At 61.1% G+C, this 25,503-nt stretch carries 19 protein-coding genes, 1 tRNA gene and 1 pseudogene; 8 read left to right on the top strand and 13 right to left on the bottom strand.

Annotation, left to right across the window (positions count from 1 at the left end; genetic code table 11):
* Positions 1-25: 25 nt before the first annotated feature.
* Complete coding sequence (ppk2, locus tag HGP31_RS14940) at positions 26-847, bottom strand: polyphosphate kinase 2 (RefSeq protein WP_020800806.1); 822 nt, start codon at positions 845-847, stop codon at positions 26-28.
* 57 nt (positions 848-904) lie between these two features.
* Entirely contained in the window at positions 905-1,567 is a 663-nt protein-coding gene (locus HGP31_RS14935) for a VIT1/CCC1 transporter family protein (RefSeq protein ID WP_020800805.1), read from the bottom strand.
* A gap of 206 nt (positions 1,568-1,773) precedes the next feature.
* Between HGP31_RS14935 and HGP31_RS14930 the strand changes: the two genes are divergently transcribed.
* A complete protein-coding gene (locus tag HGP31_RS14930; RefSeq protein WP_168758068.1) occupies positions 1,774-3,048 on the top strand; it encodes a peptidase MATCAP family protein in 1,275 nt (424 codons plus the stop codon).
* Between the two features lie 1,594 nt (positions 3,049-4,642).
* On the opposite strand, the gene HGP31_RS14925 is transcribed toward HGP31_RS14930, so the two are convergent.
* Entirely contained in the window at positions 4,643-5,860 is a 1,218-nt protein-coding gene (locus HGP31_RS14925; RefSeq protein ID WP_168758067.1) for a DUF3422 domain-containing protein, read from the bottom strand.
* Positions 5,861-6,238: 378 nt separating this feature from the next.
* Between HGP31_RS14925 and HGP31_RS14920 the strand changes: the two genes are divergently transcribed.
* The 3 genes from HGP31_RS14920 (at position 6,239) to HGP31_RS14910 (ending at position 9,150) form a co-directional block, all read left to right on the top strand.
* Complete coding sequence (locus HGP31_RS14920; RefSeq protein WP_168758066.1) at positions 6,239-7,807, top strand: sensor domain-containing diguanylate cyclase; 1,569 nt, start codon at positions 6,239-6,241, stop codon at positions 7,805-7,807.
* 144 nt (positions 7,808-7,951) lie between these two features.
* Positions 7,952-8,395 carry a hypothetical protein gene (locus HGP31_RS14915; protein ID WP_020801043.1) on the top strand — a complete coding sequence of 148 codons (444 nt, stop codon included), beginning with the start codon at positions 7,952-7,954 and terminating at the stop codon, positions 8,393-8,395.
* 170 nt (positions 8,396-8,565) lie between these two features.
* On the top strand, positions 8,566-9,150 hold the full coding sequence (locus tag HGP31_RS14910) for a hypothetical protein (RefSeq protein ID WP_033044244.1): 585 nt from the start codon (positions 8,566-8,568) through the stop codon (positions 9,148-9,150).
* Between the two features lie 59 nt (positions 9,151-9,209).
* Here HGP31_RS14910 and HGP31_RS14905 read toward each other — a convergent pair whose 3' ends face one another.
* From HGP31_RS14905 to fdnG, 8 genes are all read right to left on the bottom strand, one after another.
* On the bottom strand, positions 9,210-10,298 hold the full coding sequence (locus tag HGP31_RS14905; RefSeq protein ID WP_033044243.1) for an AI-2E family transporter: 1,089 nt from the start codon (positions 10,296-10,298) through the stop codon (positions 9,210-9,212).
* A gap of 294 nt (positions 10,299-10,592) precedes the next feature.
* Positions 10,593-10,688 (bottom strand) — tRNA-Sec (locus tag HGP31_RS14900).
* Positions 10,689-10,705: 17 nt separating this feature from the next.
* Positions 10,706-12,613 (bottom strand): selenocysteine-specific translation elongation factor, encoded by a 1,908-nt coding sequence (gene selB, locus HGP31_RS14895; protein ID WP_168758065.1) that lies wholly within the window; start codon positions 12,611-12,613, stop codon positions 10,706-10,708.
* Positions 12,610-14,040 (bottom strand): L-seryl-tRNA(Sec) selenium transferase, encoded by a 1,431-nt coding sequence (gene selA / locus HGP31_RS14890; protein ID WP_168758064.1) that lies wholly within the window; start codon positions 14,038-14,040, stop codon positions 12,610-12,612. The genes selB and selA overlap by 4 nt, the downstream gene beginning before the upstream one ends.
* A 45-nt stretch (positions 14,041-14,085) precedes the next feature.
* Positions 14,086-15,012 carry a formate dehydrogenase accessory protein FdhE gene (gene fdhE, locus HGP31_RS14885; RefSeq protein ID WP_168758063.1) on the bottom strand — a complete coding sequence of 309 codons (927 nt, stop codon included), beginning with the start codon at positions 15,010-15,012 and terminating at the stop codon, positions 14,086-14,088.
* A gap of 4 nt (positions 15,013-15,016) precedes the next feature.
* Positions 15,017-15,670 carry a formate dehydrogenase subunit gamma gene (locus HGP31_RS14880; protein WP_020799205.1) on the bottom strand — a complete coding sequence of 218 codons (654 nt, stop codon included), beginning with the start codon at positions 15,668-15,670 and terminating at the stop codon, positions 15,017-15,019.
* The gene (fdxH, locus tag HGP31_RS14875; RefSeq protein WP_168758062.1) at positions 15,667-16,602 is read right to left on the bottom strand and encodes a formate dehydrogenase subunit beta; all 936 of its coding nucleotides are present in this window, start codon (positions 16,600-16,602) and stop codon (positions 15,667-15,669) included. The genes HGP31_RS14880 and fdxH overlap by 4 nt, the downstream gene beginning before the upstream one ends.
* Positions 16,603-19,668 (bottom strand): formate dehydrogenase-N subunit alpha, encoded by a 3,066-nt coding sequence (fdnG, locus tag HGP31_RS14870; protein ID WP_168758061.1) that lies wholly within the window; start codon positions 19,666-19,668, stop codon positions 16,603-16,605.
* A gap of 220 nt (positions 19,669-19,888) precedes the next feature.
* On the opposite strand from fdnG, the gene HGP31_RS14865 reads away from it, so the two are divergent.
* Both HGP31_RS14865 and HGP31_RS14860 read left to right on the top strand, forming a co-directional pair.
* Positions 19,889-21,043: a MalY/PatB family protein gene (locus tag HGP31_RS14865; protein ID WP_168758060.1), complete on the top strand. Its 1,155-nt coding sequence runs from the start codon at positions 19,889-19,891 to the stop codon at positions 21,041-21,043.
* An 86-nt stretch (positions 21,044-21,129) separates the two neighbouring features.
* Positions 21,130-21,225 (top strand): annotated as a pseudogene (locus tag HGP31_RS14860) (iron uptake system protein EfeO); the annotation flags it as partial.
* Between the two features lie 131 nt (positions 21,226-21,356).
* On the opposite strand, the gene pssA reads toward HGP31_RS14860, so the two are convergent.
* Positions 21,357-22,700, bottom strand: a complete 1,344-nt coding sequence (pssA, locus tag HGP31_RS14855) for a CDP-diacylglycerol--serine O-phosphatidyltransferase (RefSeq protein ID WP_168758059.1) — start codon at positions 22,698-22,700, stop codon at positions 21,357-21,359.
* 203 nt (positions 22,701-22,903) lie between these two features.
* Between pssA and HGP31_RS14850 the strand changes: the two genes are divergently transcribed.
* Together HGP31_RS14850 and HGP31_RS14845 are read left to right on the top strand one after the other, a co-directional pair.
* Positions 22,904-23,467 (top strand): TetR/AcrR family transcriptional regulator, encoded by a 564-nt coding sequence (locus HGP31_RS14850; protein WP_020799198.1) that lies wholly within the window; start codon positions 22,904-22,906, stop codon positions 23,465-23,467.
* Positions 23,468-23,523: 56 nt separating this feature from the next.
* The gene (locus HGP31_RS14845) at positions 23,524-24,000 is read left to right on the top strand and encodes a nuclear transport factor 2 family protein (RefSeq protein WP_168758058.1); all 477 of its coding nucleotides are present in this window, start codon (positions 23,524-23,526) and stop codon (positions 23,998-24,000) included.
* A 124-nt stretch (positions 24,001-24,124) separates the two neighbouring features.
* Here the strand turns inward: HGP31_RS14845 and sfnG are convergent, their stop codons facing one another.
* A complete protein-coding gene (gene sfnG / locus HGP31_RS14840; RefSeq protein ID WP_168758057.1) occupies positions 24,125-25,219 on the bottom strand; it encodes a dimethylsulfone monooxygenase SfnG in 1,095 nt (364 codons plus the stop codon).
* Between the last annotated feature and the right edge of the window lie 284 nt (positions 25,220-25,503).

Genomic DNA, 25,503 nt, shown 5'->3' with positions numbered 1-25,503 from the left:
GGCATAGCGCCGCGGAAGGTGCCTCTCAGAATTTTTCGGGAATTCGCCGCAGCGGATAATCCGGCTCGCGATAACCGCCAGGCTTCTGCCGCTTGGGTAACACCACCTTCTCGCGTGCGACGTCCTCATAGGGAACACGGCTGAGCAAATCAGAAATGATGTTCAGCCGCGCGCGGCGCTTGTCGTTTGAGTTGGCCACCAACCAGGGGGCGTGCTCGGTGTCGGTCGCCTGGAACATGTCGTCACGGGCTCGCGAGTAGTCATACCAACGGCTGTAGGATTTGAGATCCATGGGGGTAAGCTTCCAGATTTTGCGCCCATCCTTGATACGCTCTTCCAGCCGTCGGGTCTGTTCCTCAGGACTGACTTCCAGCCAATACTTAAGCAAAATAATGCCCGAATCGACAATCGCCCGCTCCACGTTGGGCACCGTTTTCAGAAACCGTGCAACCTGCTCCTTAGTGCAGAACCCCATCACCCGCTCCACGCCCGCACGGTTGTACCAACTGCGATCGAAGATGACCACTTCGCCGGCCGCTGGCAGGTGCGGCAGGTAGCGCTGGACATACATCTGGCTTTTTTCCCGATCAGTCGGTGCCGGTAGCGCCACCACGCGAAACACCCGCGGGCTCACACGCTCGGTCAGTGCCTTGATGGTCCCGCCCTTGCCGGCGCCGTCGCGCCCCTCGAAGACAATGCAGATCTTGATGCCCTTGGCTTTTACCCATTCCTGCAATTTGACCAACTCGACGTGCAGCAGGCGCAGTTGCTCAAGGTAATCGCTGTTCTTCAGCTTCAGGCTTTGTGCGGGATAACCCTTAGCGGCTTTCTTTTTGTCCTTTGCCATGACCAAGACCTCAGGAAAACAGGTTGTCGACAGGTACGCAGTGTGATTGCTGGCTGCTCAGCCACCGAGTGCAATGATCGCGACGATCAGCACGGCACCGGTGACCGCCATCGCAACGCCGCCAACCCAGGGTTTTGCGCCGGCATAGCGCGCCAGTATCCAACCGGCGAGGAATAGCACCACCAGCCCGACCAGGTTGGACAGGCGTACGGCAAGCGCTGTCTGGTCGAGCAACAGAAACGGCACCACGAGGGGAAATGTCGATGCCACCACCAACAGGAACACCCCGACCGCGCCCCTGATGTCGTCCCAGGTAAGGCGTGGCTGCACCGACGTGTTGGCAAATTTGACCAAGCGCAGACGCAGCGACTCCAGCTCTTCGGGACCGGCCGCGGCGACGAGACGTGGTGGCAGTGCATCGGCAATCAGCGCTTGCCCGGTCGCCGCATCCGCTCCGCCGCTCAGGGCGGTGAACAGCGTACGTTTGCGCGTGCGCTCGATCAGGCTGCGCAGTAAATACATCACTGCGTCGGCAAGCCCCCAGGCCAGGTTGCAACCCAGCGCTGCGAACATCATCGTGCGTTCCGCCTCCTGGCCAGATGTTGCCACGCTGATGGTTCCGGTGAAGGTCATTGCCATGAGCAGGCCAAAGATCACTTCAGTCACGCGATCGACCGGATCAAGTACCCGTGCCCGCTTTTGCTCTGCTGTACCTTGCATGCAGTCATCCTCGCACGGCCGCATCCACGTGAGGCCCTTTGAGACAGGCCACGGCAGCGGTCTTTTATCACTGGGCAGTTTCAACAAATTTTCAGTGTAGTTTGAAAAGCTTGTTTCGCTGGCGATTCAGACTGCACCGTCGCACCGCGAGGCCTCGGCACCGACTAAGCTTTTACAATTGAACCTGATTGCCCATGGAGATGTGCGTGAGCAGCGCTCCCCTGTCCGAACTCGATGCCGCCCTGCCCGGTCTGGTGCGCAAGATCCGCGTGCTGGATGCCCTGGCCTGGCCGGAGGGGGTCGAGGAAGATTTCCTGGCGCGCTGGCGCGCCGGACAAGCGCAATTGCCCAGGGTCGAGTTGCGCCCGCGTGATCACGGCGCCGACATTTGTGCGCTCGAAGCCTTTATCGGTCGCTGCGATGAGGGGCATCCAGCCGGGCGCCACCTGGCCATGACCGCGCGCAGCTATGCCACGGCCGGGCACATGCTCGGTGCCATAGGCACGCCCGCCTTTACCCAGTATTCGTCAGCCTTGTATCGGCGTCCGGACTTCTACTATCCGAGCCTGAACCTGAGCATGCTGGACGCGGCCCACTTCTTCCTCAAGACCACCGACGCCCTTCTGGGCGGAGCGCGGATTCCTCCGAGCCCCGCTGAGATCCCGGCCGAGGCCTTCGCCGCCTGGATGCAACCGGAACTGGACCGTTTCTTCGGCCCGGGCCGGATCACAGTGGTGCTCGATCCGACCCTGGCCGCCAAGGCCATTGCCGGGGCGAGCCGCATTCGCCTGCGGGCCAGCGCACTGTTTTCGCAACTGGACAAGAACCAGCTGTTGCAGCACGAGGCTTTCGTGCATGTCGCCACGGCGCAGAACGGCGCGTTGCAATCAAACCTCAAGAGTCTTGGCCTGGGAGCACCGCGTACCACCCAGACCCAGGAAGGTATCGCCACCCTCGCCGAGCTGTTCACCGGCAGCATGGACATCAACCGCCTGCGTCGCCTCGCCTTGCGTGTGCTCGCGGTGCAACAGGCGCTCGATGGCGCCGATTTCATCCAGGTGTTCGAAGGTTTTCTTGCTGCCGGCCAGACCCAGGAGGAATCCTTCCGCTCGACCCAGCGGGTATTTCGCGGTGCGGATCTGCACGGCGGTTCGGCGTTCACCAAGGATGCGGCCTACCTGACCGGCTTGCTTGGCGTGCACACCTTGCTGCGCATCGCGATCCGCGACAACCGACCGGAACTGGTCGGCTATCTGTTCGCCGGGCGCCTGAGCCTGGGGGACACCGTACGCCTGGCCCCGCTCTTCGAGTCCGGTTGGCTCCAGGGGCCAGTCCATCTGCCGGCCTGGGCCTCGGACCTGCGCCTGCTCGCCGCCAATCTGGCCTTCTCTGCTTTCATCTCGAGGATCAAGCTGGATGTGCTCGACCTTGACGTGCTCATGGCCTTCGCCGATGCACATGAAGCCGATGCCAGTGCCTAGGAAGGTAGGACCTGTAGGAGCGAGCATGCTCGCGAGAAACCTGGGGGCCTGCGGGGTATCAGACTCCCCACGTCATCGTTGACCTCCATCGTTAACGATAACGCGCCCTGTCTGGATGAACGCAGGCTCGCTCCTAGTCGAAGCCTGTGGGAGATTATTGTCTGAGTACATATCCATTGCTGCGGTAACGGCCACTTATGGTTTCGCCCTTACGGCGACTCCCTTTTTCAAACACCAAAAAGGAAGCAAAAGGCTTTGCCCCACCACTCGGTGCCTCGCTAAGGCTCGGCATGCCCTCTCTCCGGCATTGCTCCGTGGGTCGCCGCGATGGGCCATCCTTGGCCCAGCGCGGCTAAACCGGCGTCCTGCCGGTTTACCCACTGCGCAATGCCTGCGTTCGGCCATCGTGGTTAACGGGGCGCCCCAGATCAAAAGCCAAAGCGAGGCGGCCTTAAAGCCGACCTGACTTTTACCGGTGTACCTGGATCCCCTGTGGTAGCGAGCCTGCTGGCGATTGATCGTTCCCACGCTCTGCGTGGGAATGCCGCCAGGGACGCTCCGCGTTCCGCTGACGACGCATTAATTGAGCCGTGCGCAACGGTGATGCGAAGCGTCACAAGCCCTGTGTGAAATTGGTTGTCGGAGTGCATATCCATTGCTGCGGTAAAGGCCACTTATGGTTTCGCTTTTACAGCGACTCCCTTTTTCAAACGCCAAAAAGGAAGCAAAAGGCTTTGCCCCACCACTCGGTGCCTCGCTAAGGCTCGGCATGCCCTCTCTCCGGCATTGCTCCGTGGGTCGCCGCGATGGGCCGTCCCTGGCCCAGCGCGGCTAAACCGGCGTCCTGCCGGTTTCCCCACTGCGCAATGCCTGCGTTCGGCCATCGTGGTTAACGGGGCGCCCGCGATCAACAGCAAAGCGAGGCGGCCTGAAAGCCGACCTAACTTTGACCGAGGCACCGATATCCTCTGTAGGAGCGAGCATGCTTCGGGCGGCGTTCCGACGATGGTCGTCAACGATGACGCTGGGCACCTGGTAGCCCGCGGTGCTCTCAGGTTTTTCGCGAGCATGCTCGCTCCTACAGAAGGTACGCGTATGGCTTCCAATCAGGCCGGCCGGTCGGCCGCCTCGCTTTTGATTGTGATCTGGCTTTTGATTTTCTTGCCCCCTCGAGAGGCCGAGTGGAGGTTCTGCGCAGTGGGTAAACCGGCATGGATGCCGGTTTAGCCGCGCTGGGCCAAGGATGGCCCATCGCGGCGGGCCCACGGAGCAGGACCGGAGCGAGGGTACCCCGAGCCTTAGCGAGGGGCCGAACGCCAGGGGCAAGAGCCCTTGGTTACTTGGGGCTTTTCCAAGTGACTCGCTGTAAAAGCGAAACCCTAAGTGGCCGTTACCGCAGCAACGGATATGTACACCTGAAAGACAATTATCGCCTACCAGTACGCCTTCGCCGGCATGCTTCGGGGCATCTGATACCCCGCGGCGCTCTCAGGTTTTTCGCGAGCATGCTCGCTCCTACAGTAAGGGCGAAACCTTAGTGGCCGTTGCCGCGCAAATGGATATACATCGAAAACCGAGCATACGCGTCGTTGCCTCAATGCTCTTTGACTTTCCTGATATGCAGGATGATCCAGACAAGAATCCCGATCGCAAGGGGCGCCATGGCCAACATGGCCTCGCGTGGGGTCAGCGCCACGCCGAGCAGGTGCAGTCCCGAGTAACCCAGCTTGAGCAGGCTCAGCAGGTAGTAGCTGATAGCAATGATCGAAAGACCCTCCACTGCTCGCTGGATCTTGATCTGGGCATCAGCGCGGGCGTTCAGGCTGCTGAGAATTGCCGAGTTCTGCTCTTCCATTTCCACCTGGACCCGTGCCTGCAACAGGTCGCCCAGATTGGCCACGCTTTCGGCCAAATGCTCCAGTCGCTGCTCGGTAGCCGTGCAATACCTGACGGTGGGCTTGAAGCGGCGCTCGATAAATACGCCAAGGCGCTGGCAATCACCTACATGACTTTCTCGCAGTTCACCCAGGCGTTCGAACACCAATTGCGCATAGGCCTGGGTGGCACTGAAGCGATGGCGCGTTTTCGCCGTCGTGCTGACCACCTGGGCAGAAAGGTTGGAGATATCCGCCAGCAGGGCTTTGGCATGACTGCCGGCAGGGTCTGCGTTGCGTTCTGAGAGGGTGACCAAGGTCTTGTCGAACACATCGAGCTGAGCGCTCAAGTCCTTGGCCATGGTCAAGGACAACGAGGCCATCATCCGGTAAGTCTCGATTTCCAGGAGGCGGCGGATCATCCGTCCCTGGCGGTAGGCATTCAGGCGCCGGTTGATGAATAACAAGTGGTTACTGCCATCCTCGCTGATCCGGAAATCACTCCAGACCACCGCATCGCCTCCCCCCACACAGGAACCGCAAGGGTCCTTGAAACCGTAGCGCGAGAGTTCCAGCTGCGCTTCACCACGCACAACGATCTGTACCGAATTGATCAGGGTCGGCAAATACGCCTGGATTTTTCGCGCCAGTACATCGGGCAGCGCCGTCCAGGACAACTCATCGCCCGAGGACGTGACCACCAGGGTCAAGGTGAAAAACTCGGTATGACGCTCCCACTTCAGCGCGTGGCCATCAAGCTGGGTAATGCCTTGGGCAGCCTTGAGATCGAGGGAGGCAGGGCAGCAGTCTTGAAGAAAGGTATTGCACACCTGCTCGCTGCCGAGGAAAGCCAGGTGAAACACATGGGCCGGCTCATCGAAATACAGTGACGGGCGTGCGTGCAGTTCGTTGTGCAGGCTTTGTCTTAACGGGTGCATAGGGTGTGGCCATCTTGGAGTTGTTTTTGGCGCCTGCGATAAATGCCTGGGCTTACAGGGCGTTATCGACTGCTATTGTCAGTGGGACAGGTCGACGCCCGCACGAGTCACCGATTTTCGCGCGCTCTGTGCGAGCGGGTTGCGGAACGCAAGTGCGCACCAAGGGGTCTTTTGTACTAGACACGTTGGTGTCGCAACCCCTTGAGAGACAGAGGTGATCTTCATGAACAATATTATCTACATCGTTGGTGCCGTCGTGATCGTCCTGGTGATCCTGTCATTTGTCGGTCTTGTCTAGTCCAGGCTGCCCTCTGGCGAGCCTGGGCAGCTGAAGAGGGTTGAGCGGCGTGTGCAGGTCGCACGCAAAAGGAGATGTTGATGCCCGGACGCAAGCAGCCATCGCCAATGGGTGATGAAGACGCCGCAAAAAACGTGCGCGGTGGCACTGTCTTCCGACTTACCGTGAGCTTCATGCTGGTGGTGGTCCTGGCGTTCCTCGCTGTCGAGGGTTGGCGAATGTGGCGCGATTACCGGTCAGCCTTCGATTCTGCCCGCGATTCGGTGACGAACCTGGCGCGCGCTACTGCGCAGCACGCCGAAGATGCCATTCGGCAAGTGGATGTACTGACCGGCACCCTCGGTGAACGGGTGGAAGGCGACGGACTACAGAACATCAACGTCCCGCGCATTCATAAGCTGTTGGTCCAGCAATCGAAAATCATGCCGCAACTGCACGGCCTGTTCATCTACGGCGCGGACGGCCAATGGATCGTCACCGACAAGGAGACCACGCCGGAACCCGTCAACAACGCCGACCGCGATTATTTCCAGTATCACCGCACGCACGAGGATAAAAACGTGCGCATCGGTGAGGTGGTGAAGAGCAGATCCACCAACGATCTGATCATCCCCATCTCTCGTCGCTTGAACAATCTGGATGGAAGCTTCGCCGGCGTGCTCCTTGGAACGATCAAGGTCAGCTACTTCGTCGACTACTACGGCGACTTCAAGATCGATGACAAGGGTGCATTGGTGCTGGCCATGCGCAACGGGACCATCCTGGTACGGCGTCCCTTCATTGCATCCGTGGTGGGTAAGAGCCTGGCGGACAGTGAGATTTTCAAGCGTTATCTTCCCAATGCCAGCCAAGGCATCGCCGAAGTCAAGGCCGTCGTGGACGACACCGAACGCCTGTACGGCTACCGCGCATTGACCACCTATCCCCTGGTGGTGGAAGCCGGACTTTCCCGTGACTCCATCATCGCGCCCTGGCGCCGTGATCTACTGAAAACCGGGTGGGTGCTGGTGGTTCTGATCGGGGTGCTCGCGGTGTTCGGACTCATCGTCTTGAGTCAGTTGCGCCAGAGGATGGTGACGGAAAGAAAATTGCGCCGCGCACACCAAGCCATGCGCGACATGGCGCTGACCGACAGCCTGACGGGCCTGGGCAATCGCAGACGCCTGGATACAGCGCTGCCCGAGCAGATTCGCCTGGCTGCGCGCCAAGGGTCCACGCTTTCATTGATCATGCTCGATGTCGATTACTTCAAGCGCTACAACGACAGCTATGGGCACGCTGCCGGTGATGATTGCCTGGGCGCCGTAGGGACGGCGATCCAGCAGGCGGTCAAGCGACCGGGGGATCTGGCCGTCAGATACGGTGGAGAGGAGTTCACGGTGCTGCTTCCCAACACCGATGGCGCTGGCGCTGCACAGGTTGCCGAAGAAATTCTGCAAGCCATTCGAGCACTGGACATCGAGCATTGTGCGCATCCCCTGGGAAAGGTCACGGCCAGCGCGGGTATCACCACTGCCCGCCCGAGTTTCGAAAGCGTGACGCCGGCCAGCTTGATCAAAGCCGCTGATGCCCTGCTCTATGTGGCAAAACAACAAGGACGAAATCGTTGGTGCTGCGCCAACGAGCCAAGCGCAAGTCATCCACTGTAAGCACCCGCTTTGTGTTCAAAATCCTGTCCAATGAATTGGAGCGACCTTGAGTCCCACCCAGTCTGCTACGCTTTTCATTCTCCGGATGGATTCGGGCAATCATTGCCATAAGGCTGTTTCGCCGGCCACTCGAGGGGATGGAATGTGAAAGTCCAATTACTGGGGGTCGCTGCAACGATCATCGTCATCGGTACCACTGTCTATGGACTTAACAACTGGAAAGCGCAGCAGAGTCAGCGCCAGGAAGCGGTATGTGCGTTAGCGCGCCAGCACCTCAAGGATCTGGAAGTACAGGCTCGGGCCCTGGCCGCCGGGTTGTCGGTCGAGGCCTATGCCGAGGCCGAAAAAGCCGAGGCTGGCAAACTGGTTTCGGCGCTGGATACTGCAAAGAACGAAGCCGAGGTTGACGCGGTGATCGATCAGCATTCTGCCGCCATCGAAGCGCAGATCCATGCTGAAGACGCGGAGGTCAAGTCTCGGGGTGAGCAGAAGTTCCTCGGTCAGGAACGCAAGGAACAGCGCATCACCACCGACATGAAACAGGAAATCCAACGGGCCGAGAAGGCCGTCGCCGATGACTGTCAATAGTCTGGCCCGTGCATTTCCCTAAACCTGCCAGGGCAAAATCTTGCAGTGCAGATTTTTTAAATGCGCATGCTTCTCAAAGTGACTAACGCGTTCTAGACTCCACTAATTACAGGTTTATTCAAGCTCCGCGTCCCTGACATAACGCCAATAAAAACCAGGAAGATACAGCCTTGAAAACTTCAACTATCGGCGTTGTGGGGAGTCTGCTGGTCTCGGGCGCGGTTTCGGCTACAGGGATTGCTCCTATCCTCGATCTGGATTTCACCAGAACGGCCATTGAAACCCTGAAAAAGCATGGGATCGACGACGCGTGCATCATTGCCGCCCCACACCCGGGAACGTTCACTTACTGCCGGGAAGGCTCTTCGACACTTTGGCAGTACCAGACCCTGGACCTGGTTCAACAGGCCAGGCTGCTCAATGAAGGAGCACGGGCTTCGACCGAACATGGGCAAATCACTGTCGTGCAGGTCGATAGCGCTGCCTGCGATGTAGAACACCCGGTAGCGAAAGGTGAAACGACAACCTTTTCCGCCCTGGTCCTCAGCCTGGCAAGCCTGTTCCTGTTGATCGGTTTTCGCTATACCTATCTGGCAATCATGCAGGGACGCTATCAGCCCATGGCCTATTCGGATCCTCGCCTGCAGCGCTTGATCAGCCCCCTGACAGCGCACCCCTCGACCATCAAGGCACTGAGGTCCTTCGGGATCGCCGCCGCGTTGGCCCTGGTCTACTGCTGCTATCTCGGGTTCTGAACCAGGAACCCGCCAACGATCTGGCCGGTCCCTGAACGGTCGATCCCATGAATGATCCGCTACAGCCTTTCCTCTACCACCGGCGGCTCTTGCACCCACTGCCAGAACAGCTGGTAACCGACCGCCAGCACCACCGGGCCGATGAACAAGCCAAGGATACCGCCGGTGACCATTCCGCCCAGGGCTCCGATCAATATCACCGGCATCGGCACGTCGACACCGCGCCCCAGCAACAAGGGCTTGAGCACGTTGTCCACCAGGCCCGCGACGAAGACGTAGATGGCAAAGACGATGGTCGCGGTGCTTGCCCCTTCGGTGGCGAAAACATAGGCAATGACGGGGACTGTCACCAGCGTTGCCGGCAACTGCATGATGCCCAGCAGAAACACCGCCAATGCCAGCAGCCCGGCACCTGGAACGCCCTTGAAGACAAATCCTAACCCCACCAGCAGCATCTGGATGAACGCGATACCAACCACTCCAAGCGCTACGGCGCGGATGGTTGCGGTACACAAGGTCGCTATCTGGGGGCCTCTTACCGGTCCGCTGATTCGCGAGGCGATCTGTACCGATGCGCGGCTACCCGCTTCGCCGTAGGCCATGAAGATCCCGGCAATGATCAGCGCGAAGATAAACATCAGAAAACCCATGCCGACGCCGGCCAGCTTGCCCAGCAACGACAGGCTGAAATCTTTGATTTGCGGTATGTATTTCGCCGTCAGGCCAGGCAAGTCAGTGGCCGCCTGCAGCCACAGCGCCGACAAAGGTTTGCCCACCAGTGGCCATGTGGCGACGGAATCGGCCGGAGGCGGAATGCGGATGCCTTCATCGCGGACCACGGTCATGGCGTTTTCGACCGAATCGGCAATCGAGGTGCCCAACAGGTAGATCGGCACCATGAGAATGACGATGGCCACCAGCACGATCAGCGTCGCAATGCGCCCGTCTTTTCGCCCCAGCGGACCCCGAAGCCGCTCTTGCAACGGGTAAAGCGTGATCGCCAGGATGATCGACCACAGCATCAGGTCGCGAAACGGACGGAAAATTTCGAAGCAGAACAGCACCAGTACGACAATCAGTCCGGCGCGGATCAAGGTATCGAGTAACCCGCGGGACAAGGCCTTCTCTGACAGCGGCATGGGTACCATGGATGTCTCCTGGCTAGTATTCGGTTAGCCCAGCATAGACGCTGATTTCAAGGTTCGAAGGGTCAATGCGTTTCCGTGTAGGCGCCAGGCTTGCCGGCGAAGAACGATAACGCGGTGCAACAGATGTGATCGCTCCCATGCGCCGCAAAGGAATGCCGCCAGGGACGCTCTGCGTTCCGCTGACAACGCATGACGTGAGCCGTGCGCAACGGTGACGCGGAGCATCACAGGATGCATTCCTTTGCGGCGCGTGGGAACGATCATGTAAACAGGCAGACACACCGCTGGGAAAAATGGCGGAAGGTAGCCGGAGTCGAACCTGCCCGGGAACGGATGCCGTCCCCAACCGGGTTTGAAGCCCGGCCGCGCCACCGGGCGCGATTACCTTCCTTTAAACGAACCCCGGATCAATCTTTCGGCCTGCGTGCCAGGGCATTGTCCGGGCGGATCTGGCGTCGATCGCCCACGCGGCGGGTCAGGCCGAGTCGGTCGAAGTACTCAAGGATCTGGATACTGCGCTTGCGTCCCAGGCCCACCGCATCACGAAAGGCCGATACCTCGATGACCGGGTTGTCGTCGGCCAGTTGCAACAGCATAGCCGCCAGGCGACGGATCATCGTGTCGGTGTAGAACAGATCACGCACCACCGGATGCAACAGGCCCAGGCGCGCCATTTTGCGCAGCAGTGCGCGCACAGTGGCTTCGTCGTATCCCAGATCGCGCACCCACGGTGGGTCGAACCCGGCGGTATCGAACCGCGGCTGCATTTGCAGCCATAAGGCTTGCTCCTCGTCGCTCAGGCGTACCTGATGCTCCGGAAGGTGCAGCCACGGCCCACTGGCCGCGATGCGTCCGGCGGCCAGCAATTGCTCAAGCAGGCTGATGAATACCGGGCGATCCAGGGCGCTGCCGGCGAATCGGCGCAGGCGATCGCGATCCGGGCCCATGTGGTCCGGTTCCTGTTCATGGAAGCGCGCCAGGTGTTGCTGCAATTCATCCTGCAAGGCCTGCCACCGGCTGGCGCTGAACAAGACCGGTGCCTGGCGGGTTTCAATCAGGCGTATGTCGCCGGGCAGCACCCAGGTAGCGCGCGGGCGATTGAACTGGCGTTCAAGCTGTTGCGGATCGAGCCCGCTGTCGCTATTGGCCAGTAACGCTGGCAGCACGTCTTCCAGGCGAGTGCTCGCGGCCAATGCCGTCAGCTGCGCCAATCGCTCGGGGCTGCGGCGGTGTCGGCTGGGCGCGAAGGGATCGAGCACCCTGCCGCCGCCGAGGGTGCGCTGAGCGCTCTGGTCACGCAGGATCAACCGGTCGCCCAGCACCGCTTGCACCGGCGCATTCACCAGCAGTTGCGCGAACATCCGTTGCCCTGGTGCCAGGCTGTCACCCTCCAGCAAGGCCACACGCCCGGTGACGTCCCGTGTCCCCAGGTGCACGTGCACCGGATCGAAGTGCTCGAAGGCACGCGGTTCGGCGGGTAACAGCTGCAGGTCGATGTCCAGGCGCTGGGTCGGTGCGTGCAGCCACGGCGCCGACAACCACTGGCCGCGGTGGATTTGCGACAACGCCAGGCGCTCGGCACTCAAGTTCAAGGCGACCCGCTGCCCGGCGACCGCCACGTTGGCCGCCTGATTCTGCGCGTGCAGGCCGCGAACCCGCACGGTTTTGCCAAGGGGGCCGAGCACCAGGGAGTCGCCCACCGTGACCTGGCCGGACAGCGCCGTGCCGGTCACCACGATGCCCGCACCGGGGACACTGAACGCGCGATCGATGGCCAGGCGAAAACCGCCGTCCTGACTGCGCTGCAGCACTTCGGACTGGGCCTTGAGCAACGCTTGGCGCAGGGTCTGCACCCCCTCCAGGGTCACGCTCGACAACGCAATCAACTGCGCCTCGGCGTACGGGCCGGGCGCCAGCAACGTTGCAATCTGCTCGCGCACAGCCTGCACCCTGGACGGCTCGACCCGGTCGCATTTGGTGATCGCCACAATGGCACGGGGAATACCCAGTAATTCGACGATGGCCAGGTGTTCCCGGGTCTGCGGCATCACACCGTCGTCGGCGGCCACCACCAGCAGCACCAGGTCGATGCCGTGTGCACCGGCGAGCATGTTATGGGTGAAGCGCTCATGCCCCGGCACATCGATAAAACCGGTCAGGGCCGCACCGGGCTCCAGTGCGGCGTAAAGATAGCCCAGGTCGATGGTCATGCCGCGTTCGCGCTCCTCGCGGCGGCGATCACCGGCCTGCCCGGTCAGTGCCTCGAGCAATGCCGTCTTGCCGTGGTCGATGTGCCCCGCCGTGCCGACGATCACCCTGCCCGGCCCTCCACCTGCAGTTGCTCAAGCTGCGCCAGCCACGCCGGTTCGTCATCCAGTTGGCGCACGTCGAGCCACAGCGCGTCGTCATCGATACGCCCCAGCACCGGTATCGGCAAGGCTCGAAGGGCCTGTTCCAGATTCAATAGCGCGCGCCCGCGCTGACGTTTGGAAGTATTGGCACGCAGGCATAGCGCGGCACTCGGCAAGCGTGCCACCGGCTGGCTGCCACTGCCGATCATTCCCAGCGCCGGCACCGCGCTGACGCTCCAGCCCGCGCCCAACCGCGTGGCCAGCGACGGTTGCAGGCGCTCGGCCTGGGCCAGGATGTCGGGTTGCGCACGGGTTAGCAGGCGCAGGCTGGGCAGTCGCTCGGCCAGGCGGTCCGGGTCGCGGTACAGGCCCAACACCGCTTCGAGGGCGGCCAGGGTCAGCTTGTCGACCCGCAGCGCCCGTTTCAGCGGGTTCTTCTTGATCCGTGCAATCAGGTCCTTGCGGCCGACAATCAACCCGGCCTGGGGACCGCCGAGTAATTTGTCGCCGCTGAACGTGACGATGTCCGCGCCATCAAGCAGGGCCTGGCGCACCGTCGGTTCGGCCGGCAAGCCCCAGCGGGTCAGGTCCAGCAGGCTGCCGCTGCCGAGGTCTTCAAGCAGTGGCAAGCCATGTTGATGGGCCAGGCGCGCCAGCTCGACGGTCGGCACCCGGGTGGTGAACCCCTCGATGCTGTAGTTGCTCGCATGTACCCGCATGATCAAGCCGCTACGCGCGCCGATCGCGGCTTCATAGTCGCGGGCATGGGTGCGGTTGGTGGTGCCGACCTCAACCAGTTTGACCCCCGCGCGCGCCATGATGTCGGGGATGCGAAAGGCGCCGCCGATTTCGATCAACTCGCCCCTGGAGATGATGCCTTCCTTGCGCGCACCCAGGCTGTTGAGGGTGAGCAGCACCGCGGCGGCATTGTTGTTGACCACGGTCACCGCTTCTGCACCGGTCAGTTCACGAATCAGGCCCTCGATCAGATCGTCGCGGTCGCCGCGTTTGCCGCTGTGCAGGTCGAACTCCAGGTTCAACGGATAGCGCGCGGCCATTTGCACGGCGTCGATCGCTTCCTGCGGCAACAAGGCGCGCCCCAGATTGGTGTGCAGGACCGTCCCGGTGAGGTTGAACACCCGACGCACGTGACTGCGATGCTGGCTGGCCAGACGCTCGCCCGCCCTGCCCGCCAGTACTTGCGGGGTGAGTTCGACCGCGTCGAGTTGCCCCGCCAGGACCGGTTGGCGCAAGTCATCGAGCAACTGGCGCAAGCTTGCGAGCAAGGCCTCGCGCCCATAACGTTCGGCCAAGGGATGGCAGGCCGGGTGGCGCAGCAGGCTATCGATGGAAGGCAGTCGCAAGGCTTGGCTGGTGGATCTGGCAGACATCAGGCACTCCGGCAAACGTTGACCGCCTGAGTGTAGACGTTCGCTTCAATCGCCCCCGGGTGCCAGCAGCAGGTTGGGCGCAGGGCGCGCAAAACCCTCCTGTTCCAGGCGCATGTCGAGCATCAGGCTGCTCAGGTCCGCGGACAGCGCTTCGCCCTCGGCGTCGCATTCCAGGTACAGCTGCTTCAGATAACTGCGACAACCGGGGCAGGTTTCAGCGCGCAACGGTGCCTTGTCCGCGGCGTGACGGTCGCTGTCGAGGCTGACGTATTGCAAGCCTTTGCTCTGCTCGCAATAGACGCACTTGACCCGCACTACATGCCATTCACAGGCACACAGCGAGCACACCAGATAGCGCAAGCCGTTGTACTTGCCGCGATGGCGGATCACCCCAGCCATGGCCGGTGAGCCGCACGCCGGGCACTGGTTAAGACTGTTGCCGGGTTTCAAGGCGAGGTCGGGGGTACTCAGCAGCCAATGGCTCCACGCGACTTGCAACGCAGCCCCCAGAAATGGCACCAGCGCCGCCGGCAGCAAGGTGAACTGTCCGCTGACCAAGGCTATCGCCCACGCCTTGCGCTGCCCGACGTTGGCCTCACGCAAGGTTGCCACGGCGTTTTCCACCGCCGGTTGCGCCGGTGGCTGATAGCGCTGCAACAGCGCTTGCAGATACGCCAGCCACGCATCCTCGCGCACCAGGCTGTCGGCGGCAAACGGTGGCAGGCCGTGATCCAGGCACTGCCTGACGCGTTGCGGGTCCGGCTGTGCCGCCTCGGGGGGATCGTCCATCAGACGTTGCTGCACGTTGCACAACCCCGCCACCAGACGCAGGTAATCGGCCAATGGATGACCGGCGGCAAGGCGCTCCAGGCGCGACGCACGCAAGGCAAACAGGTTCGGCGGTGGCAGGTGCAGAAACGGCGGCGATGTCGCCGCCGCTTCAATCTGTCCCGGCTCCAGGATCGTGGCCAAGTGGTTATCCTTTTCTGTTCAGCGGCGGATCGGGACGCTCATCCCGGGTCACTTCACGGTACCAGAGCTCATGGTGTTTCTTCGCCCAGGCGCGACTGACCCAACCATGCAGCATGGCGCTGACCGATCCCTTGATCCAGATGCCGGCGTAGATGTGCACGATGATGCTCAGGATCAGCACGAAACCGGCCAACGCGTGCAACAGCATTGCCCAGCGAATGCTGGTGATGCCGAAATAGGCGCTGAAGTAGGCGCGCCAGATCACCAGCCCGCTGAACAACAGCACCAGCATGCACAGCAGTAAAGTCCAGAACAGCAGCTTTTGCCCGGGATTGTATTTGCCGATGGCAGGCACGCCCTCCTCTTCATTTTTCATCACCCGGTCGATGCGCCGCAGCCACAATCGATCATTGGCGATAAAGATATTGGCGCGCCAGAAACTCAGGACCAAGCCGAAGAAGAACACGAACATCAGCACGCCCATGAACGGATGCAGGATACGCGTCCACGGCCCGCCGCCGAACAGATTGCTCAACCAGAACAGCGCCGGATGGAACAGCGCCAGGCCCGATAACCCGGCCATCAGGAACAGAATCGCCACCAGCCAGTGGTTGGTGCGCTGGTTGCTGGTGTAGCGCAGGATCTGTTTGCGGATCATGGCCTGTCCTCCTGCTTCGGATCATAGGTATGCACCGATGGATCGACTTCATGCACCGCAGGATCGCTCGACGGCGGCCGTTCATCTTCCTCGACCACCTGTGGCCCGACGCGCACGTAATGGAAGAACCCGGCCAGCACCGCCGCGCCCATGGCCAGCAGCGCCAGGGGCTTGCTGACGCCCTTCCACAGGCTCACCAACGGGCTGATGACCGGATCGCTCGGCAGTCCGGCGTACAGCCTGGGGGTGTCGGCGTGGTGCAGCACATACATCACGTGCGTGCCGCCAACGCCCGCGGGGTCGTACAGGCCGGCGTTGTCGAAGCCACGACTCTTGAGGTCGACGATGCGCTCGGCGGCATGTTCCTTCATGTCCTGCTTGGAGCCGAACACGATGGCGCCGGTCGGACAGGTTTTCACACAGGCCGGTTCCAGCCCCACCGCCACCCGATCCGAGCACAAGGTGCATTTGTAGGCTTTGTGGTCCTTCTGCGAAATGCGCGGAATGTTGAACGGACAACCGGTGATGCAGTAGCCACAGCCGATGCAGTGATCCTGATTGAAGTCGACGATGCCGTTGGCGTGCTTGATGATCGCTCCGGGACTGGGGCAAGCCGCCAGGCAACCGGGTTCGGCGCAATGCATGCAGCCGTCCTTGCGGATCAGCCATTCCAGGTTGCCGGCGTCGGTTTCGTGCTCGGTGAAACGCATCAGGGTCCAGGTTTCTGCTGTCAGGTCCTGCGGGTTGTCGTAGGTGCCGAGGTTGTGGCCGACCTCGTCGCGCAGCTCGTTCCATTCCGAGCAGGCGACCTGGCAGGCCTTGCAGCCAATGCACTTGGTGGTGTCGATCAGCTTGGCGACTTCCTCCTGATTGCGTACCGATGGCGGTACGGTGGTAGTGGCCGAGCGGGCAATGATGTCTTGGCTGGCCATTTAGACTTTCTCCACGTTGACCAGGAATGACTTGGATTCCGGGGTCTGGGTATTGCCATCGCCGAGGAACGGCACCAGGGTGTTGGTCAGGTAGCCGTGGCGCGTGAGCCCGGTGAATCCCCAGTGCAAAGGGATACCGATCTGGTGCACGATCTGATTGTTGACCTGCAACGGACGAATCCGCTTGGTCACCACCGCCACCGCCTCGATGAAGCCTCGCTTGCTGCTGACCCGCACACGGTCGCCGGCGACGATGCCGAGTTCACTGGCCAGCACTTCGCCGATTTCGACGAACTGTTCGGGCTGGGTAATGGCGTTGAGCTTGCAGTGCTTGCTCCAGAAGTGGAAATGCTCGGTCAGCCGGTAGCTGGTGGCGGCGTAGGGGTAATCCTTGGCCACACCCAGCGTGTCCCATACCGAATCGAAGATCCGCGCCGCCGGATTGCTGGTGGCTTTCTTGTTTTGCGGGTGCAGTGGGTTGATGCCGATCGGTGTCTCGAATGGCTCGTAGTGCTCGGGGAATGGCCCTTCGTTCATCTTGTCGACGGCGAAGAACCGCGCCACGCCTTCGGGGTTCATGATGAACGGGTTCATCCCCGCCTCTGGCGCCACGTCAGCCTTGTAGTCCGGTACATCGGTGCCGGCCCAGGCCTTGCCGTTCCACCACACCAGGCGCTTTTTATCGTCCCAGGGTTTGCCTTGCAGGTCGGCCGAGGCGCGGTTGTAGAGAATCCGCCGGTTTGCCGGCCAGGCCCAGGCCCAACCCTGGTGCTGGTGCATGCCGTACGGGTCGTTGTTATCGCGGCGGGCCATCTGGTTGCCCGTTTCGGTCCAGCTGCCACAGAAAATCCAGCACCCGGACGCCGTACCACCGTCGTCCTTGAGCTGGCCAAACCCGGCCAGTTGCGCGTTGCCCTTGATAAGCGCCCCCGTGGCGTCGGTAAAGTCGGTGACGGCGTAACCGTTGATCTCCTTGGCCAGTTCTTCCGGTGACGGTTCGTCAGGCACCTTGTACGGCCACGACAGTTTCAGCAACGGGTCGGGATAGGCACCGCCTTCAGCCTGATAACGCTGGCGCAGGCGCAGGAACAGCTCGCTCATGATGCGAATGTCGGTGTAGGCCTCCCCAGGGCCGTCGGCGCCCTTCCAGTGCCATTGCAACCAGCGACTGCTATTGACCAGCGAGCCGTCTTCCTCGGCGAAACAGGTAGTGGGCAGGCGAATCACTTCGGTCTGGATCGCGGAGCTGTCCACGTCGTTATAGGGCCCGACCTTTTGCCAGAACTCCGAGGTTTCGGTGGCCAACGGGTCCATCACCACCAGCCATTTGAGCTTGGCCAGCGCGGCCATCACGCGGTTCTTGTCCGGCAACGCGGCAATGGGGTTAAAGCCCTGGCACATATAGCCGTTGACCTTGCCCTGGCCCATCAGGTCGAACACCTTGAGGATGTCGTAGTTGGGAATGTCCAATTTCGGCAGATAATCAAAGGCCCAGTTGTTTTCCAGCGTGGCATTGGCCCCGTACCAGGCCTTCATCAGGCTGACGTGGAATTTACTGTAGTTCTGCCAATAGGACAGTTGACCCGGCCGTAACGGTTTTTGCGTGCGCTTGAGGATGTAGGCGGTGTAGTCCTGCTCGCCGTCGCCGGGCAGCGTGAGGTAGCCCGGCAGCGAGTTGGACAGCAGGCCCAGGTCGGTCAGCCCCTGGATATTGGAGTGCCCGCGCAAGGCATTCACCCCACCGCCCGGCATGCCGACGTTGCCCAGCAACAGTTGCACCATCGCCGCGCTGCGGATGATCTGCGCGCCAATCGAGTGCTGGGTCCAACCCAGTGCATAGAGGATGGTCATGGTCTTGCCCGGTTGCGAGCAGGTGGCGATTTCCTCCCAGATTTTCTGCATGGCATCGACCGGCATCCCGCAAATCTGGCTCGCCAGTTCGATGTTGTAGCGGCTGTAATGCTGCTTCATCAGTTGATAGACGCAGTGCGGGTCCTGCAGGGTCGGGTCAGTCTTGACGAAGCCGTCTTCGCCCAGCTCATAGCCCCAGCCGGTTTTGTCGGTGTACACACGCTTGGCCGCGTCGTAACCGCTGAAAATCCCGTCCTCGAAGCCGTACCCGGGTTTGACCAGGAACGACACGTCGGTGTAGTTGCGCACGTACTCGTGCTGGATCTTGTCCTCGGTCAGCAGGTAATTGATCAGCCCGCCCATGAAGGCGATGTCGGTGCCGGTGCGGATCGGCGCGTAATAATCGGCCACGGAGGCCGTGCGGGTGAATCGCGGGTCGACCACGATCAACCGAGCCTTGTTGTGCGCCTTGGCTTCGGTCACCCACTTGAAACCACAGGGGTGCGCCTCCGCTGCGTTGCCGCCCATTACCAGAACCAGATTCGCGTTGGCGATATCGGTCCAGTGGTTGGTCATGGCACCACGGCCGTACGTCGGGGCAAGACTTGCCACCGTCGGGCCGTGTCAGACACGCGCCTGGTTATCGAACCCCAGCATGCCGAGACTGCGAACCACCTTATGGGTGATGTAGCCCGCTTCGTTGGACGCCGCCGATGCCGCGAGGAAACCAGTGGTCAGCCAGCGGTTGACCGTCTGCCCCTGGGCGTTCTTCTCGATGAAGTTGGCGTCGCGGTCGGTCTTCATCAGGTCGGCGATGCGATCGAGCGCTTCCTCCCAGGAGATTCGCGTCCACTCGCTGCTGCCGGGTTTGCGCACCTGCGGATATTGCAGGCGGCCGGGACTGTGAATGAAGTCCAGCAGGCCTGCGCCTTTGGGGCACAGGGTGCCGCGGTTCACCGGATGGTCGGCGTCACCTTCGATGTGGATGATATTTTGCGCGACATTCTTGGCCGCATCGCCCTGGCTGTACATGATCACCCCGCAACCGACCGAGCAATACGGGCAGGTGTTGCGGGTTTCATGGGTGTGGGCAAGCTTGAAATGGCGCACCTGCTCGGCGAAAGCGGCAGTCGGGGCCATGCCCAACGCGCCCAGGCTCGAGCCTGCAAGGCCGATACCGGCGACCTTGAAGAACTGACGACGGCTGAGGTCCATCGTGCACTCCTTATCAGGTGGAAATCCGGTGCGTTGCCGGATTTTTCTGGACAATCACGGTGGCGGCAGTCTCGCTACCGACACCTGAAACTGTAGACAATGGGTAGGCGTCTTGTGTGAAAACCGACCGTCGGGCAACCATCGACATCCTTGCTCGCACCCACAGGGGCTTGGCGATTATCATGGTTGCCATTCCAACCCAGCGTTTACGAGACTGCGCATGACTTTCGATTTTGATCAGGTGTTCGACCGCCACGGCACTGGTAGCACCAAGTGGAGCCGTTACCCGACCGATGTGCTGCCGATGTGGGTCGCCGACATGGATTTCGCCGCGCCGCCGATGATCATCCAGGCCCTGCAAAAGCGCCTGGAACACCCGTTGCTCGGCTACAGCGTGGCCAAGGACGATTTGCGCGAAGCCATCGTTGCCGATTTGTGGAACAAGTACGCCTGGCGCGTCGAGCCGCAAGAGCTGATCTTCCTGCCGGGCGTCGAGTCGGGCTTCAACATGGCGCTCAAGGCGCTGGTACAGCCGGCACAGAATGTAGTGGTGCAGGTTCCCAACTACCCGCCCCTGCGTCACGCAGCGGGTCATTGGGGCCTGAACAAGGTCGAGCTGGGCTTCGACCCGCAGCCCGACGGCACCTACGCCACGCCATTGGCGACCTTGAACGAATCCCTGGAAGGCGGCGGTGCGCTGCTCCTGAGCAACCCGCACAATCCGTTGGGCAAAGCCTTCGCCCGGGATGAACTGCAGGCTATTGCCGACATCTGCCTGGCCAACGAAGCCTGGATCATCTCCGACGAGATCCACGCCGAACTGTGCTTTGACGGTCGCCAACACCTGCCGATGGCGACCCTGAGCCCCCAAATCGCCCAGCGCACCATCACGCTGATGTCGGCCAGCAAGGCCTACAACATCGCCGGCCTGAAAACCTCGTTCATGATCATCCAGGATCGCCACCTGCGCGAGAAGGTCAATCACGCCCGTTGCGGCATGGTCGACAGCGTCAATCCACTGGGCATGGAAGCCACCCGCGTCGCCTACAGCGAAGCCGCCCCCTGGCTGGCCGCGCTGAAGGACTACCTGCAGGGCAACCGCGATTACCTGGTCGACGCCGTGCGCAGCCGTTTACCGGGCATTACGATGAATGTGCCGCAAAGCACCTACCTGGCCTGGCTCGATTGCTCGGCTCTGGGGCTGGATAACCCGCAACAGTTCTTCCTCGAACAGGCCAAGGTCGGCTTGAGCCCAGGCCTGGATTTCGGCGATGGCTGCCAACAGTTCGTACGCCTGAACTTCGGCTGCCCGCGGTCGTTGCTGGAAGAAGGGATTGCTCGGATGGAGCGCAGTTTGCGTCACCGTAACGGCTGATCCCGATTTGCCCGCGAAAAACGATATCGCGGTGCAACAGACACGCCGGCAAGCCTGGCTCGCCTGTAGGAGTCAGGCTTGCCGGCGAAGACGATCGCAAGGCGCTGGTCGGGCCGGTGAATAGGCTGGCTGAAGATCTGTCGATGATGCGGGGCAAGCTTGGGTTGAATGGAGTGTTGTAGTGCCTGGACGGGCCTCTTCGCGAGCAGGCTCGCTCCCACAGTGATTGATGATGTACACATAATTTGTGTTCACATCGGACACTGTGGGAGCGAGCCTGCTCGCGATGGCGTCAGTGGTCGCGCTACAGCTTCTAAAGAATGCGGTAGAGCAACCGCTCGATGCGCACCCGGCTTACCCGCTTGAGAAACTTCGCCACCCCTGCCGGGTAATCCGGCAGGGTTTGCAGGTCCTGGTAGCGCTCGATGCGCCGGGTGTGCTCGAAGATCTGTGCCAGCTCGGCGCGGCGTGGTTCCAGCAATTCGTTTTGCGGATCATCGATCAGCAAGGCGTTTTCCAAGTCGAGACGAAACGCCCGCGGATTGAGGTTATTGCCGGTTAGCAAGGTGTAGCGCTGATCGACCCACATGCCCTTGAGGTGGTAGGTGTTGTCGCCGTCCTTCCACAAGTGCAGGTTCAACTGGCCGCTGTCGATGTTGCGCTGATGCCGCTTGGCAAAGCGGCGCAAGCTGATTTCGTAGAGATACGGCAGCGCCGAGATCACCTTGAACGGTTCGCTGGGTGGAATGTAGAAATCGTTGGCGGTCTTGTCTCCGACCACGATGTCGATCTTCACACCCCTGGCCAGCGCCCGGTTAATTTCCCGGGTCACCGCCAACGGCAGGTTGAAATATGGCGTGCAGATGGTCAGCTGCTGCCGGGCGCTGCCGATCAGCTCGCCAATCACCCGGCTCAACGGGTTGTTCTTGCCTACGCCCAGCAGCGGGCTGACCGACAGGCCATCTTTGTCCGTGGTGCCCTGGGTCGTGTCGTAGGCCGCGTGCTTGAGACGGCTGCGCAGGTCGCCGATGTCGTTGCGCAGGCTGCGGGTGGTCGGCAGGTTTGGCAGGTCCAGGCGATGCACCGCCTTTGAAGCCACCAGGCCGTGCTGCACCAGGTGATGCATCGAGTCGGCCAGCGCGCGGTTGTGCAGCAGGTGGTAACGGTCATACCGGTACTTGTCGAACTTGTGCAGATAGACGTTGTTCAGGCTCGCACCGCTGTAGATCACGCAGTCATCGATGACAAAACCCTTCAAGTGCAACACGCCAAACAGCTCGCGGGTCTGCACGGGCACGCCGAACACCGGCACCACGCTTTGGTGGGTGCGGGTCATTTCCTGATACCAGGCCGAATTGCCCGGCTGCTTGCCGGCACCGATCAGCCCGCGCTGGGCGCGCAGCCAGTCAACGACCACCGCCACTTCCAGTTCCGGCCGCGCCAGCTTGGCCGCGTGCAAGGCATCGAGAATTTCCTGGCCGGCCTCGTCCTGTTGCAGGTACAGCGCAACGATATAGATGCGCTGGGTGGCGCTGGCGATTTTTTCCAGCAGGCAACGGCGGAACTCGGCGGCGCCAGAGAGGATGGTGACGGCATCGGCGGTCAGCGGGAAACTGCGCAGTTTGGGCAACAGGGGGCGTTTGAAAAGCGACGGCATAGGGCTCGCAATGGGTCGAATCCGAAGAACCCGAGAGCTTACACCATCGTTCGGTTCGGGTCTTGCGATGAGGCTCATACCCTATAAAAGATCGCAGCCTGCGGCAGCTCCTACAGAGATCGGTGTAGGAACTGCCGAAGGCTGCGATCTTTTGATTTCAAGAACAGGTTGACCAAGGAGAACGATCGTTCTACTGTAGCCACATGAACAAGATAACCAGCAACGACACACGCGACATCATTCTGGATGTCACCGAAAAGTTGATCTACAAAAGTGGCATTGCCGCCACGGGCATGGATCTCCTGGTGAAAACCGCCGGCGTCTCCAGAAAAAGTATCTATCGCTACTTCGCCAACAAGGAGGAGCTGACCGTCGCCGCCCTGCAACGCCGGGATGAACGCTGGATGCAGTGGTACAGAAGCGAAGTCGGACAGGCCCAAACGCCAGCCGAACGCCTGCTCAACCTGTTCACCGTACTCACGTCCTGGTTCGCCAGCGAAGGCTTTCGCGGCTGCGCATTCATCAACACCAGCGGTGAAACCGGCGATCCGCGAGACCCGGTTCGCCTGGTCGCCAGGGACCACAAACAGAAGCTGCTCGACTACGTGTGCGAGCTGTGTACCGAATATGGCGCTGAAGATCCGCAGACGCTGGCCAAGCAACTGCTGATCCTGATCGACGGCGCCATTACCGTCGCACTTGTCATGGGTGACTACAGGGCTGCCGATAATGCGCAATGCATGGCGCGGAAGTTATTGGGCCTGTAATAACCTGATCAAGACCGACAACTTGTTTGAACTTTAAATTAATAGGGAGACATGAAATGTCTAACGCCGAAGTTCGTCCGCCATTGCCGCCGTTCACCCGTGAATCAGCCATTGAAAAAGTTCGCCTGGCTGAAGATGGCTGGAACTCCCGCGACCCGGAACGCGTTTCGCTGGCCTACACCCTGGACACGAAATGGCGAAACCGCGCCGAGTTCGCCTACAACCGTGAAGAAGCCAAGGGCTTTCTGACGCGCAAATGGGCCAAGGAACTGGATTATCGCCTGATCAAGGAGCTCTGGGCGTTTACCGATAACCGCATCGCCGTGCGTTACGCCTATGAATGGCACGACGATTCGGGCAACTGGTTCCGCTCCTATGGCAACGAAAACTGGGAGTTCAACGAGGACGGCCTGATGGCGCGGCGCTTCGCCTGCATCAACGACATGCCGATCAAGGAAACCGAGCGCAAGTTCCACTGGCCGCTGGGGCGTCGTCCTGACGACCATCCGAGCCTGTCGGACCTCGGCCTGTAACCCGGCACTGATCGTTCCCACGCTCTGCGTGGGAATGCAGCCCGGGACGCTCCGCGTCCCTGAAGCGGACGCGGAGCGTCCGGTGAGGCGTTCCCACGCAGAGCGTGGGAACGATCAGTCGTGTTCAGGCGACGGCTGATTGCGGCTTCACCAGCGCCTTGGCCTCCAACTCACGCACCAGCGGCAACACCCGCTTGCCGAAGTATTCGACTTCTTCCTGAAAGTGCAGGAACCCCGCCAGTACCAGGTCTACACCCACCGCTTTCAATGCGACGATGCGCTCGGCGATCTGTTGCGGCGTACCGATCAGGTTGGTCTTGAAGCCGTCGTTGTACTGCACCAGGTCCTCGAACGTCGACTTGGCCCAATTGCCTTCACCTTCGGGTGATGCCCTGCCCGCCTGTTTCGCCGCATCACCAAAGGCATTCACTGCCTGCGGATCGGCCTGGTCGATGATCTGCGCCAGCACCGCTCGCGCCTCTTCTTCGGTATCGCGGGCGATGACAAAGGCATTTACGCCAACCTTCACCGAGTGATTGTTCGCCGCGGCCTTGGCGCGAATGTCGTCGACCTGGGCCTTGATGCCTTCCGGGGTATTGCCGTTGGTGAAGTACCAGTCCGACACCCGCGCTGCCATGTCCCGCGCCGCACGGGAACTGCCGCCCTGGAAGATCTCCGGCCGGCCCAGTGGCTTGGGCTTGAGGCTGTAGTTGTCAAAACGATAGAAATCGCCGCGAAAGGTGAAGTTGTCCTCGGTCCATACGCCTTTGAGCGAGCGAATGAATTCTTCGGAACGGCGATAGCGTTCGTCGTGCTCCAGCCAATGCTCGCCAATGGCCTGGAATTCGCCCTTGAACCATCCGCTGACGATATTGACCGCCACCCGGCCGTTGGTCAGTTGATCGATGGTCGCCAGTTGCTTGGCCGCCAGTGCCGGTTGCCATGGCCCCGGCAGGATCGCGGCGATGACTTTCAGTTTGTGGGTGGCAGCCAGCAAAGCATGGCTGAAGGCGACAGATTCATGCTGGTATTCGGCGCCGTAACCGGCGGTGAAGCGAATCTGCGTCAGCGCATATTCAAACCCCGCCTCTTCGGCCAGTTGCGCCAGTTTGCGGTTGTAGTCGATGCCCCAGTGGGTCCGTTGCTCGATCTTGCTGACCACCAGCCCTCCGCTGACGTTCGGTACCCAGTAGGCGAATTTGACGGCTTGCTGACTCATTGGCGTGTCCTCGGGACATTGGGAATGTCCCAGGGGTAGAGCAGCAAGCGTGCCAGTGCCTGCCACGACTTCCCTGAACCGAACGAGATCCCCTTGTGGGAGCGAGCCTGCTCGCGAAGGCGGCTTGTCTGTCAACATCGATGTTGAGTCGGATGGCCCCTTCGCGAGCAGGCTCGCTCCCACAATGATTGAGCTGTGTCAGAAGCAATTTGCTGATGCACTGTTGATCCGGCAACAGTTGAGGACGTCATGGTATTAGCGCCGGCCAGTAAATCCACGCGTTA

The organism is Pseudomonas umsongensis, from assembly GCF_012647205.1.
Taxonomy (GTDB): domain Bacteria; phylum Pseudomonadota; class Gammaproteobacteria; order Pseudomonadales; family Pseudomonadaceae; genus Aquipseudomonas; species Aquipseudomonas umsongensis.
Note: the sequence above shows the minus strand (reverse complement) of the source record. Positions and strands in the feature narration are given on the sequence as shown.